This window comes from Kluyvera intermedia (assembly GCF_034424175.1).
Classification (GTDB): domain Bacteria; phylum Pseudomonadota; class Gammaproteobacteria; order Enterobacterales; family Enterobacteriaceae; genus Kluyvera; species Kluyvera intermedia.
This window is the reverse complement of sequence record NZ_CP139986.1, coordinates 2,798,285-2,811,135: the sequence shown is the minus strand read 5'-3', so window position 1 is coordinate 2,811,135 and position 12,851 is coordinate 2,798,285. Positions and strand designations below refer to the sequence as shown.

Genomic DNA, 12,851 nt, shown 5'->3' with positions numbered 1-12,851 from the left:
GAGCATGTTCCGCACTCATCTGTTGATGTTCAGGCATCTCGCCATTGTCCATTTGGCAGATTATCTAGCGTGTAATCCCCCATTGAGTAACGGATTAACCGTAGCGTCGGATAGCCAACATGCGCGGTCATCCTTCTGACTTGCCGGTTTCGCCCCTCATATAAAGTCACTTTTAGCCAGGCGGTTGGGATGGCTTTTCGCTCGCGAATCGGTGGATTACGCGGCCATAACCATTCCGGTTCATCAACACACTCAATACCGGCGGGTAATGTAGGACCATCGTTTAGCGTTACACCGAGGCGAAGTGCTTCCATCGCGTCATCCGTCGGTTGCCCCTCAACCTGCACATAATAGATTTTTCCCGTACGCTTACCTGGCTGAGTGAGCCTGGCTTGTAACGCACCGTCATTTGTTAACACCAACAGACCTTCGCTATCTCGGTCAAGGCGTCCGGCAGCGTATACATTCTGTACGGGAATAAAATCTTTTAGGGTGCTTCGACCCGCTTCATCAGTAAATTGCGGCAAAACATCATAGGGTTTATTGAACAAGATAACGCGTTTTGGTTGGTTATCTTTACGTTGTTTGGTTGCTTGTCGTGAGCTGAATCGCTCAAGCTGGTTTTTTCTAAATGAAGTCTTAATCATAGTATTTTCAGGCTTTATAGATTCGCGCATTATAGCCTAATAACGAGAGTCTTTCATGGCGCCAAACAATCAGGTAGTATTGACAGGCTTATTACAAAACATTAACAAAAATGCTCTAACTCTTTGTGTTGCAGGAAGACGGTAAGACAGTGCATCTCCAGGCTTATGGAGTGGGCGTAGTAGCGGCAACAACCTGTGGCGTAAAGGATGACGAGCACACCAGTAGCGCTCGAAGGAGAGGTGAATGGAAAGCAAAGTAGTTGTTCCGGCGGAAGGTCAAAAAATCACCCTGAAAGACGGCAAGCTGAACGTGCCACACAATCCGATTATCCCATTTATTGAAGGCGACGGTATCGGCATTGACGTGACTCCGGCAATGCTTAAAGTGGTTGATGCCGCTGTTGAAAAAGCCTACAAAGGCGAGCGTAAAATTTCCTGGATGGAAATTTACACCGGGGAAAAATCTACCCAACTCTACGGCCAGGACGTCTGGCTGCCAGCCGAAACGCTGGATCTCATCCGCGATTACCGCGTTGCAATCAAAGGCCCTCTGACCACGCCAGTTGGCGGCGGTATCCGTTCCCTGAACGTTGCACTGCGTCAGGAACTGGATCTGTATGTTTGCCTGCGCCCGGTTCGTTACTATCAGGGCACCCCAAGCCCAGTTAAACACCCAGAACTGACCGATATGGTTATCTTCCGTGAGAACTCAGAAGATATCTATGCGGGCATCGAGTGGAAAGCAGACTCTGCTGAAGCTGAGAAAGTGATCAAATTCCTACGTGATGAAATGGGCGTGAAGAAAATTCGCTTCCCAGAGCATTGCGGTATCGGCATCAAGCCGTGTTCAGAAGAAGGGACCAAACGTCTGGTACGTGCGGCAATCGAATATGTCATCACCAATGACCGCGATTCTCTGACTCTGGTTCACAAAGGCAACATCATGAAGTTCACCGAAGGCGCGTTCAAAGACTGGGGTTACCAGTTGATTCGCGACGAATTCGGTGGCGAGCTGATTGATGGCGGCCCATGGCAGAAAATTAAGAACCCGAACACCGGTAAAGAGATCATCATTAAAGATGTGATCGCCGATGCGTTCTTGCAGCAAATCCTGCTGCGTCCTGCTGAGTACGACGTTATCGCCTGTATGAACCTCAATGGCGACTACATTTCTGATGCGCTGGCTGCTCAGGTTGGTGGTATCGGTATCGCCCCAGGCGCGAACATCGGTGACGAATGTGCACTGTTTGAAGCGACCCACGGTACGGCACCTAAGTACGCAGGTCAGGATAAAGTGAACCCAGGTTCTATCATCCTGTCCGCAGAGATGATGCTCCGCCATATGGAATGGTTCGAAGCCGCTGACCTGATTGTCAAAGGCACCGAAGGCGCAATCGCCGCGAAGACCGTGACCTATGACTTCGAACGTCTAATGGAAGGCGCTAAGCTGCTGAAATGTTCAGAGTTTGGTGACGCGATCATCAAAAACATGTAATCCAGATTCTGGGTTAGAAAATAACGGGAGCCAGTAGGTTCCCGTTATTTTAGGTGCGCTAAAAATTTTCCCCAAAACTCTCCCCAAAAAACTACCCTGATCATCCTGTTTTAGAATCAATAACAACCCAATTTTTACCTCTATCATCGTTGTACTTATCAGTCATTTTACTTGTTTTATGACCCAACAATTTTTGAGTGTCTATGCCTTGATCTCTGTACAACCTTTCAGGGATATTGCAGATGACTTCCTGAATTCAGAAGATGGCGACCGCCTGACGAGCGACATTGATACGAACCTTGAAGGCATTATGCAGAACGCGCTGGCGAACCACGGAAACTGTCGAGCATCAGTTTGCTCAGTTAGGTGAGGTTCGCGCCGATATCCTAGTGGTGAAGACAACTATCGCTGATGTGGATAAGGCCATGGCGGAAATGTCCACGTAGGTGCAGGCGCAGTTTAATGGCGTAACTGCGGCGCTGGAAGATAAGTTGACCGCCGCCGTTGACGCCACCGGAGCCTCAGCGATTTACACCCTTAAAACCGGGGTTCGCATCAACGGGATAATGTATAACGCCGGGATGTCGATTGCGGTGCTGGCAGAGGCCGGAAAGCCAGTAGTTACCCGCATTGGGTTTAATGCTAACCAGTTTGTCCTGATGAGCGGCAGCGGAACCACGCAATATTCACCTTTTGCCGTGGTTAATGGGCAGGTATTTATCAGTGATGCGTTTATTCAGTATGCCAGTATTACCCTTGCGAAAATTGGTGAACTTCGTTCATCGAATTATGTTCCAGGGAAAACGGGCACCATCATGAAAGCAGACGGAACGTTTGAAATTAATGGAGGCACTTCTGGTGATGGGGCTATGAAAATCACCAACACTACCCAGAGTGTTAAAGACGGAAACAACGTACTGCGTGTTCAGATTGGTAAAATAACAGGGGTATTCTGATGGCCTGGGGAGTCCAGACTTGGGATGCGAATGGCAATCCTAATAACTACGGTATCAAGCCCGTGTCAGTATATGGGAGCCAGTTACTGACTGATGGGCAAAAGTCAGGGACATGGACAATACCTGTGCCTTCCGGCCTGCGCCTTAACTTCTATCATGTACTGAATAACTCAGACACCCTTTCTGGTGGGATGGGAAGTGGGCGCAGGCGTGTGAAGGTTTCAGGAAATACTCTGACAGTATCCGCTGCAGGAGATACTGAATATGCGGCCGATACCTTTCAGGCCGGGCGTGCATTTCTGATTATCACAATAGAGAAATAATTATGTCATACGGTGTTCTGTTGACGACGGATACGGGTGATGTGTGCGTGTCGCCTGAGAGTATCCCGCTTACATTACTGGCAACAAAAACGGCACCTGCATTCTGAAAAATGAAACAAAGACTCTGGCCGATCTCGTGCGAGTAGGGGGGAGTGGCATCGCATCGGACAATGGAATAGGGACTAACGCCTGTTATTCTGGAAAATGGGCATGCATACCTCAATATATGGGAATTGCTGTAGGGATTATACATTCAGGGGGGCGAGGCCATGGCAATCTAATTATCGGGCAATCGTGCATGCGGAAAATAGTGGTTCACGGGTTATCGCCTATGGTGATGGAGGCTCTCCAACCGGGGTCGAGAATTTAGGATTTACCGATGGGCATGGCAATGTAATCATTACGCGCGTTGATATGTACGACTAACCGCTCGATTTCAAACGTTCAGTATGATGTAACCGAGTTAGTAGATTAATCATCTATTCTGTTTTTAATCGCTATTTTTCTAATTATCCTGATGCAGGTGATTGTCATAAGATTACTAACTATAGGGATTTGCAATTGTTATACCTCCTACCGGGAGTACAATGATTTCAAATAGACAACACCATCTCGGCAGAACAATTTCCAGCATTCGATCATGCACCTTAGCGGCGTAGGTTGGATGAAGCATCTATCCTCACAGCAGGGGAGTTAATGTTTTCTCTCTCATTCGAATCCAATTCTCATTGTCAGCATCAGATAAAAATGTATATTCTGAACCTTAACTATGTACGTGACATGCTGGGTTCCGGTGTGATGTCGCAGCTGTGTCGCCTTGCTGTCACGGTGGTGTCATATACGGCAGCCGAGCTGATATGCAAGGATTACTCAGACATTGCAGATAACGGAAAAAATGATGACTGTCGCTGAAAAAGTGAAAATATACCGTCTGAGAAAAGCCTGGTCACAGGAACAACTGGCTGAAGTCGCCTCTCTTTCTGTAAGGACTGTGCAGAGGACTGAGAAAGGCCAGAAACCGAGTCTGGAAACACTCAGTGCGATTGCTTCAGCCTTTGAGGTAAATGTTTCTGAACTCTCGGAACATACTTATGTTACCAACCAGGCTCTTGATGAACGTATATGCGAAGCCAAAATTCAGGTAGAGCAGGAAACCCGGTTTTATAGGATTCTAGTTACTGCAATTTTGATATGCACCGCTTTAATGATTATCAACTATCTATTCACACCCCAAAGTTACTGGTCCGTTGTAGTAGCAGTTATATGGGGAGGGCTCGTCATATTTAGGGGAGTAAGAGTTTTCGTTATGCGCGGGAAAATAGTCGTATGGCAAAAACGTAGATTGCAGAAACTTCTTCGGTCAGGAAATAAGAGAGCGGAAAACAAAAAAAACTGAGAAATGATTTTGTATTTGTATCCCTGTACGAAAAAAATTAACATTTTAATTGAGATGATTTATGGATGTAGAACTCTTTCTCAGAGGTACACCCGTATGGGTATGGATTCTACTGGCTTTTTTAATTCGACGTGGTTTTGCTGCTCTTTATGACCGGGAAATGAAAATCGGGAGGCTTTTTTTTCTCCCGATACTTTTTCTTGTATGGGGAGCATATGGTGTTATCGTTGAGACTGAATTGACTGGCATAAGCCTTACAATGATGGCAATAGGACTTTTAACAGGAACTGCTCTTGGATTCACATTGTGGCGCTCACTGCCACCGCTTAAAAATTCTGATAATCCAGGCATGATTATTAGGGCTGGGACACCCTTGACCCTAGCGCTAATTGTAATTGCTTTTTGTGCTAAATTTATCCTTACATCAACCCTATACCTGCATCCAGTATTAAGTTCATCCGCAGGTTTTACTATGTTGTTTGGCTATGTTACAGGGCTTATTGATGGCGTATTCTGGGGGGGAACCCTAAGACTCTTCATACCCTGGTACAGAAACAATAATTAACTATAATTACCCTTAAAGGGGGCCAGGGAAAACATTGAAATCTACAACGTCAGGAATGTAGCAGGGGAGATTCAATACAAAACTAGTTAACCCTCAAACTGGCAATGGTTAGATTAAAATAACGTTATCCGAACAACCCGCCACTGATTTCAATCCTTGATACAGCAAACCTCGCTCTGGCGGGGTTTTTTATTTCCTAAATTCTGGAGTCACTATGTTAGCAGGAACATTAACCCTGACCAATAAATCAGCCGCTGTTACCGGTTCCGGCACGGCGTTCACAACCGAACTGGCGGCTGGTGATTTCGCCGTTGTTACTGTAGGTGGTATTCCTTACTCGCTCCCGGTGAAAAGCGTTAACAGCAATACATCACTAATGCTGGTGAGTAATTTCACTGGCCTGAGTCAGTGAGGGGCTGCGTGGTATGCCATGCCGCGCATTGCGATGAACCTCGTTACCGCAGCACTCGTTACTCAGAGCGCGGAGGCGCTGCGTGGGCTGAACTATGATAAACAAAACTGGCAGGTGGTTTTCACCGCCATTGGCACTATTACAGTAAGACTTCCTGATGGCTCAACTTTCACAGGACCATCATGGAAATATCTTTCCGATAACATGGACACCAAATCAGGCGGTGCAGTTCCTGTAAATCAGGGGGGCGGGAGGAACAACCAAAACAGCTGCTGCTGCAGGATTGGGAACTTTGTTGATGAACAACGCATCCGTTTGGTCTACCGCGGCATCTATGGATGATTATCAGGGAACGCTGGGAACAGCGGGTGAATGTTATACTGTTGGAGCTACAAATATGCACGGTATTGTAAACTGGCCTATGGCGGCCTGGAGCACTATAAATAAAGCATACGGATGGGGCGCTTTATTTGTGGCGAGATATGCAGCTGGTAGTGAAACAAACGTCCAGTTATACGTTGGAGATGAGGCCAGTTGTAACGCCTATTTGCGTATTCGCTATGGTACAGCAGCCTATCGGCCTTGGTGTGCATTATTAAGTGATAAGAACACAACAGTCGACTCAAACGGTTTTATTAAGCGTGCTTCACCAATCGTGCAGTTTTATGGTGGCGGCGCATCGCAAACTAATGCTGAGTCTGACGGAGTAACAGTTACCCGTGAGGATATCGGGGTATATCGTATAAGCGGCGTTCTGGGTATGAACTCCGACCGCTCCTGGGGCGGTAATGGTGGTGGCGTTGAGGTGCCGAAAGATATCAACGGCCAGCCGCGAGTGTGGGTTGATTATGATATCGATTCCGATGGTTCTATCATCCTTCGCACCTATCACCGGACTCACTCAGATGCACCCACGTTTGCCCGCAACCTGATTGGTACGAAAGACGATGCCGGGAACTTTACTGAAATAGTGTTGAATGGTGAGCCAGTAGATATCCTGGATGATGTATTTATCTCGGTGCGCGTTGAGATGCCTACCGACTCTGTTTATAACCTGAGTTTGCTGGAGAGCAGGGCCGAACAGCAATTGCCTTCAGAGACTGATGACAATTGCTGATGTAATTTTGTTAGTATATTGCATGGGGAAAAGGGGCTAAGTCATTGAAGAGGGTGGTAAGCACTTGATGTATAGTAATGAAATAATCAAACCTATCCAATTGCGGTTTTTTATTCCGTTGTTGAAACGTGGTTTGAAATAGTCCCAATGTCTTTGGGAAGAAGATAATCGTATTATCAATTATCTATCAATCGCCAGTATTAAGTTTCTTCAGATATCACCTGAATTTGGTTGCATCAATTTTGTTTGTGCTTCTCTCACACGATTTTATCAGAGGAGAGAGTTTCCGCTGAAAATACTAAATTACTAACAGGAGATTAATTTAACAACGGTAGGTGTATCATAGCAGTCTGCATCTAAATCTCTAATTTATAAACCAAATTATTATCTTAAATATAACAAATGTACCATTGGTATCAATCTCGTGGTATTATCGCGTCCTAAACCAACTCAGGATTATGTGATGAATTTTAAGATGCATGACAAACTCATTCATGAAGTCGAATCACCTGACGGTCTGCTTTATCGAATGGTAATCATTTACACCTGTTGTATGTCCATGCTTATTATTGGTCTATTTTTGGCTGTAGGTGATACATCAAAATTGAATTTTTATTTTTTCATAAACTCTTGTACAGTAATAGTAATGGCATGGTTTATTAGAAAGTCATTTAATATTAATTCAAGAGATACGCACTTATTGGTGTTCAGGATTAGTTTATTCCTGCTCCTGAATTCCTCTCTGGCTTCTATGGCCGGAGGTCTAAACTTGATTGAGAGGGATACAGCATCTGTACTGGCATCTCTTCTTTATGTTCCCGCCATGCTCATGATTATTTACTCTTTTAAAAAATTCATATCATATGTGAATGTTAATTATAATTCCGCGGTTCGTTTGTCATTAACAGATGAACTGACGGGATTACCAAATAGACGACATCTGAATGTCAAACTCAGAGAGATAGAAGATAGATCTGGAGTAATTTGCATTGCCGATATTGACTACTTCAAGAAAATAAATGATACGTACGGTCATGAGGTTGGAGATAACATTTTGAAAAACATAGGTTTGAGGTTGAAAAATATTATGAGTGATAGTATTTTTATCTCTAGATCTGGTGGTGAGGAATTTGCAATTGTTATTTTCGACGAAACCAATGCTGACGAAATTGTTAGAAATATAAAAACTTCAGTTTCAAATGGATGCAACGGAAGTCTTAGTGTTACTTTAAGTATTGGTGTAGCCATAAAACAGCATAACGACACATCTTCTGATGTCATCTCCGCAGCTGATGATGCACTTTATCGAGCTAAGAAAGCGGGAAGAGATTGCATAATGTATGCTCCTCGTCCCTATAGTTAATTTCAAAACCTCATGAAGGGGTTGTATCCCATTTATTCACAGATTTGTTTTAATATTATAGTGAATTGAAGGGAGACATTAGGCAGCTCAAATGAAAAATAAGTCTTGGTAGCCATATTACCGAGTATGAGGCAATGAGGCAGGCGATTTGCTCCTATGCAAGTCGTGCAGCGGAAAAGCTTCGCGGCGAGCATCAATACTGCCGTCATATTTCAGTGTTCGTCAAAACGTCGCCGTTTGCGCTTAATGAACGTTATTACGGTAATTGCGTTTCGGTAAAGCTACTGACACCAACGCAAGATAGCAGGGATATCATAACGGCGGCTGTACGCTGTCTCGACGTCATATGACAGGATGGGCATCGTTATCAAAAGGCTGGAGTAATGCTTGGTGATTTCTATAGTCAGGGTGTAGCGCAGCTAAACCTTTTTGATGATTGCGCGCCACAGAAAAATAGCTAAAAGTTGATGGAAGTTCTGGATCGCCTCAATGCCAAGGACGGAAAGGGAATATTGTATTTTGCAGGGCAGGGAATACAGACTGCCATGACAGATGAAGAGGGAAATGTTGTCACCCTGCTATACGACGAGATTCAGCGATTTATTGCAGGTGAAGTGAACAAAAAAGCCCGCATCAGCGGGCCGTCATGACACTCAGGAGCCACGGCTCCTTAACGTATCCTTTATTGTCTCCTCACCGTCTGGTCGGTGTCCTGCTGAGACTGCTAACTTACTGTTGTTGCAAGTGATGTCCTATCACTGTCCAATCATGATTGGTGGAGCTGGGGGGATTTGAACCCCCGGCAGCATAGAACTAACGGAAATTTTATCTGAGTTAAGAGGGCAGCTATGTGCCAGAAGCGGACATTTTGTCTCTCTATTCAGGCGGCCCAATTCAGTAAACCACTTCAGTAGTGAATGTCACGTTCACTCAGCCGACGAGATTTGATCGCTGGGCGATAAAATACCTACTCAGTTTTTTACAGCACAGGTAAAGAAGCCGATAACTGCCTGTACTCGTTTTACTCGTTGCGAGTTCTGCGTATAGTAAATATAAACAGCCGGATACATGGGCCAGTATTCATGCAGTATGGGTTTTAAATCCCGGGAATTGACCATACCAGCATGCAGGGGTTCAAATATACGGCCTATACCTATTCCAGCCCTAACTGCATCGCATACGGCATCAATATCGTTACAAATCATCACTGGCGTGATCGCGGGTGTTATTGACAGACCTTCTTCAATAAGTACTAAGGGTGAAAGACGATTCGAAGTGGTAAACCTGTAGGTGATGAGCCGATGGGCAGAGAGATCGCCAGGCTGTTCAGGCAGGCCATATCGTCTGATGTAGGCTTCTGAAGCGTAAAGGCCCATTTTGAATGAGGGATGAATTTTTTTTACGACCATTCCTTCACTGACCGTATCCCCGAAACGAACCCCCAGATCGAAGCCCTCTTCAACAAGACTGACCGCTCCGTCGTTAATGGATAACTCCAGTTGAATGTCCGGATAGGCCAAATTGAATTCGGCAAGACGGGGTTTTACGATGAGCTGATATGCAAAGCGAGAAAGCGTGATCCGTACCGGTCCGGAGGGAACTTCACCCAGACTCTGTATGTCTTCCATCGCCAAATTTAACGTAGCGATCGCATCTTCTGTTTTCAGTAACAGATTCTTTCCTGCTTCAGTAAGACTGATTCTCCGTGTGGTGCGCGTAAATAACGGAACTCCGGTTTTAGCCTCAAGAAGCCTCAGTGATTTACTGATTGAAGGTGTCGTCACGCTCAGTTTACGTGCTGCAGCAGAAATGCTCCCCTCGCGGGCGATGACATGGAAGATAGTGAGCTGACCGTAAGTTGAGTTGTCCATTATTAACTTCTGGTTAATAGTTTAGGTGACGCATGCAGTCTACTCGCCCTTTCCAATATTATCTATATTGGGCTCATCAACCCTGTAATAGAGAGTCATTGCATGAGTCGCTTCACTGGAAAAACTGCTCTGGTTACTGGTGGCGGAGCCGGAATAGGCCTTAGCATCGCCTTAACTCTTGCCCTGGAGGGGGCAGATGTCATCGTCACAGGTCGGTCTGATTCAAGCCTGGCCGGTGCCACATCCGCACATAATAATATCACCACGATTGTGGCTGACGTAGGCAAATCACCTGATGTGGTTCGTATTATGGAGCTCATCAGCAAGGATTTTGGCCGCCTTGATATCCTCATCAATAATGCTGGCATGGCACCTGTAACAGCGCTCACCGATCAGACCCTGACTGAATTCGATGATGTGTTCAATATAAACGTGCGGGCAGTAGTAGATCTCAGCTCTCGTGCACTGCCACTTCTGAAATCAAGCAAGGGCTGCATCATCAACATATCTTCTGCCGTTGCCAGCCGCCCGCTTCCAGGGATGTCTGTTTACTGCGCCAGTAAGGCAGCCCTCAGGAGTCTGACGTTTGTCTGGGCAAAAGAACTGGCAAAGGACGGAATACGGGTTAATTCAGTTGCGGTAGGGCCGGTTGAAACATCGATATATGATAAAACCGAACTTTCAGACGATGCCGCACAGGCCCACAAGGATCGTGTCACACAACTGGTGCCGCTCGGGCGCTTCGGAATCCCGCAGGATATTGCCTCCGCAGTGGCCTATCTGGCATCAGATGATACTTGCTTCATCACGGGTTCCGACATCGCCGTGGACGGTGGTTTCAGTATTTAATCATCAAACTACAGGTATAATTTAAATGAAAAATGTTCTTATTATTTCAGGTCATCCGAATCTCAACGACTCTTTGGCAAATGCCACTATTCTTGATGAAGTGGCCAAAGAATTACCGGAAGTGAATATTCGTCGTCTTGATGAACTTTATCCGACTTACCAGTTTGATATTAATGCCGAACAGCAGGCGTTATTAGAGGCTGATCTGATTGTCTGGCAGTTCCCTTTTTCATGGTATTCGCTGCCTGGCATTATGAAATTATGGGTAGATGAAGTATTTGTTCACGGATTTTCACACGGATCAATGGCAAAACTTGGTGGTAAAAAGCTTCTGCTTTCTTTCACAACCGGAGCACCGGAAGTGGCCTACACCACGTCTGGGTTCTTTGGCCACACAATTGAAGAATATCTGACCCAGTTTAAGACTACGGCAGCCTTGTGCAATCTGGAGTATGTGGGCGCCATTTATACTCATGGCGTAAGTTACGCCAGTCGGGATGGCGAGGAAAAAAGGTCTGCGCAAAAATATTCCGCTCGTGAACATGCTGCTCGCTTGATTGATGCTATCAGAAGCAACGCCGCCTGATGTAGGTCAACAAATTCTGCACTGTCAGTTTATAAGGGTGAATAATGTTTATAATTAATATCACGGTAAATTCTGAAGTAACCGAACAAACTCAAAGTGAAATGTTTCCAGCTCACGTAAAATGGCTGGAAAAGTATTTTACTAATGGCAAATTTCTGATGTTTGGTCCCTATATTGACACACCCGCTCATGCGGGTGTTATTTTTGCACAGACCAGCAACAGGGATGAGTTGCAGTCTATCCTTGAGGAAGACTGCTATTATCCAGGGTTTGCACGGTATGACGTGCGTGAATTCACGCCTAAGTTCATTGCAGAAAACTTTAACACAGCGATTAAGCAAAACGCTGACGATGTTGAACAGGTGACGCATGCTCAAAAATAAACTGAACAATGGTGTTGAAATCCCCCGTCTGGGGTTCGGTGTCTTCCAGATGAGCGATTCAGGAGTTTGTGAGGCGGCGGTATCCAGTGCTCTGGAGACCGGGTATCGCCTGCTGGATACGGCGTCTGCTTACGAGAACGAAGAGGCGGTGGGTAGCGCAGTCCGGAACAGCGGCATCCCACGATCGGAAATTTTTATTACCACCAAATTGTGGGTTCAGGATACAGGCTATGAGAAAACCAAAGCAGCCTTTTATCGTTCTCTTGACAGACTCAAGATGGACTACCTTGATCTCTACCTGATTCATCAGCCCTATTCTGACGTGCATGGTTCCTGGCGGGCCATGGAAGACCTCTATGAGGAAGGACTTATCAAAGCTATCGGTGTAAGTAACTTTTCACCTGCCAGGCTGGCAGACCTCATTACATTTAACCGTTACCCTCCTGCCGTCAATCAGATTGAAACACATCCTTTTTGCCAGCAAATCATCCCCGCTGAATTTATGAAGGCGCATGGTGTTCAGATTGAAGCATGGGCGCCATTCGCGGAGGGAAAAAATGACATATTCAACAACCCTGTTTTGTCTGCGATTGCTGGCAGATATGGAAAAAGTGTAGCACAGGTCATTCTGCGCTGGCTGTTACAACGGGGAGTGGTTGTCATACCTAAATCTGCCAATCCGGAGCGAATTAAGCAAAACTTTGCTGTGTTTGATTTCTCACTAGATGAAACAAGCATGGAGCAGATTACGACGCTGGATAAGGCCGAACCCTTAATAGTGAATCATGATGACCCGGAGCGGGTGAAGTTTATAGGTACACGTATTTTTCGCACTTAACTCACCATCAATTCGATTCTTTTATCGGCCGGAGGCTCCATGAGCCTTCG

General features: G+C 45.7%; 11 protein-coding genes and 4 pseudogenes. 12 read left to right on the top strand and 3 right to left on the bottom strand.

Annotated features, from left to right (window positions below):
* Positions 1 to 29: 29 nt before the first annotated feature.
* Positions 30 to 677 (bottom strand): 23S rRNA pseudouridine(2457) synthase RluE, encoded by a 648-nt coding sequence (gene rluE / locus U0026_RS13650; protein WP_062774828.1) that lies wholly within the window; start codon positions 675 to 677, stop codon positions 30 to 32.
* A 214-nt stretch (positions 678 to 891) separates the two neighbouring features.
* Between rluE and icd the strand changes: the two genes are divergently transcribed.
* Entirely contained in the window at positions 892 to 2,142 is a 1,251-nt protein-coding gene (icd, locus tag U0026_RS13645; protein WP_062774826.1) for an NADP-dependent isocitrate dehydrogenase, read from the top strand.
* A 100-nt stretch (positions 2,143 to 2,242) separates the two neighbouring features.
* Here icd and U0026_RS13640 read toward each other — a convergent pair.
* Positions 2,243 to 2,380 (bottom strand): annotated as a pseudogene (locus U0026_RS13640) (integrase); the annotation flags it as partial.
* On the opposite strand from U0026_RS13640, the pseudogene U0026_RS13635 reads away from it, so the two are divergent.
* The 7 genes and pseudogenes from U0026_RS13635 to U0026_RS22780 all read left to right on the top strand — a co-directional run.
* Positions 2,375 to 3,098, top strand: a pseudogene (locus tag U0026_RS13635) (phage tail tip fiber protein); the annotation flags it as partial. The pseudogenes U0026_RS13640 and U0026_RS13635 sit on opposite strands and share 6 nt — an antisense overlap.
* The gene (locus U0026_RS13630; protein ID WP_062774823.1) at positions 3,098 to 3,421 is read left to right on the top strand and encodes a hypothetical protein; all 324 of its coding nucleotides are present in this window, start codon (positions 3,098 to 3,100) and stop codon (positions 3,419 to 3,421) included. The pseudogene U0026_RS13635 and the gene U0026_RS13630, both read left to right, overlap by 1 nt.
* A gap of 895 nt (positions 3,422 to 4,316) precedes the next feature.
* Positions 4,317 to 4,817 carry a helix-turn-helix domain-containing protein gene (locus U0026_RS13625; protein ID WP_307154006.1) on the top strand — a complete coding sequence of 167 codons (501 nt, stop codon included), beginning with the start codon at positions 4,317 to 4,319 and terminating at the stop codon, positions 4,815 to 4,817.
* Between the two features lie 61 nt (positions 4,818 to 4,878).
* A complete protein-coding gene (locus U0026_RS13620; protein ID WP_062774817.1) occupies positions 4,879 to 5,382 on the top strand; it encodes a DUF6622 family protein in 504 nt (167 codons plus the stop codon).
* 214 nt (positions 5,383 to 5,596) lie between these two features.
* A pseudogene (locus U0026_RS22850) lies at positions 5,597 to 6,911 on the top strand (phage tail fiber protein).
* Positions 6,912 to 7,374: 463 nt separating this feature from the next.
* A complete protein-coding gene (locus U0026_RS13605) occupies positions 7,375 to 8,274 on the top strand; it encodes a GGDEF domain-containing protein (protein ID WP_062774813.1) in 900 nt (299 codons plus the stop codon).
* Positions 8,275 to 8,375: 101 nt separating this feature from the next.
* A pseudogene (locus U0026_RS22780) lies at positions 8,376 to 8,892 on the top strand (DinB/UmuC family translesion DNA polymerase); the annotation flags it as partial.
* A 353-nt stretch (positions 8,893 to 9,245) separates the two neighbouring features.
* On the opposite strand, the gene U0026_RS13590 reads toward U0026_RS22780, so the two are convergent.
* Positions 9,246 to 10,145, bottom strand: coding sequence for a LysR family transcriptional regulator (locus U0026_RS13590; RefSeq protein ID WP_062774811.1), 900 nt, complete (start codon positions 10,143 to 10,145; stop codon positions 9,246 to 9,248).
* Positions 10,146 to 10,247: 102 nt separating this feature from the next.
* On the opposite strand from U0026_RS13590, the gene U0026_RS13585 reads away from it, so the two are divergent.
* The 4 genes from U0026_RS13585 to U0026_RS13570 are packed head-to-tail and all read left to right on the top strand — an operon-like array spanning position 10,248 to position 12,801.
* Positions 10,248 to 10,994 carry an SDR family NAD(P)-dependent oxidoreductase gene (locus U0026_RS13585; RefSeq protein ID WP_062774809.1) on the top strand — a complete coding sequence of 249 codons (747 nt, stop codon included), beginning with the start codon at positions 10,248 to 10,250 and terminating at the stop codon, positions 10,992 to 10,994.
* A 25-nt stretch (positions 10,995 to 11,019) separates the two neighbouring features.
* Positions 11,020 to 11,580 carry an NAD(P)H-dependent oxidoreductase gene (locus tag U0026_RS13580; RefSeq protein WP_062774807.1) on the top strand — a complete coding sequence of 187 codons (561 nt, stop codon included), beginning with the start codon at positions 11,020 to 11,022 and terminating at the stop codon, positions 11,578 to 11,580.
* 44 nt (positions 11,581 to 11,624) lie between these two features.
* Positions 11,625 to 11,963 carry a YciI family protein gene (locus U0026_RS13575; RefSeq protein ID WP_062774805.1) on the top strand — a complete coding sequence of 113 codons (339 nt, stop codon included), beginning with the start codon at positions 11,625 to 11,627 and terminating at the stop codon, positions 11,961 to 11,963.
* Positions 11,950 to 12,801, top strand: a complete 852-nt coding sequence (locus U0026_RS13570; protein WP_062774804.1) for an aldo/keto reductase — start codon at positions 11,950 to 11,952, stop codon at positions 12,799 to 12,801. The genes U0026_RS13575 and U0026_RS13570 overlap by 14 nt, the downstream gene beginning before the upstream one ends.
* The last annotated feature ends 50 nt before the right edge of the window (positions 12,802 to 12,851 follow it).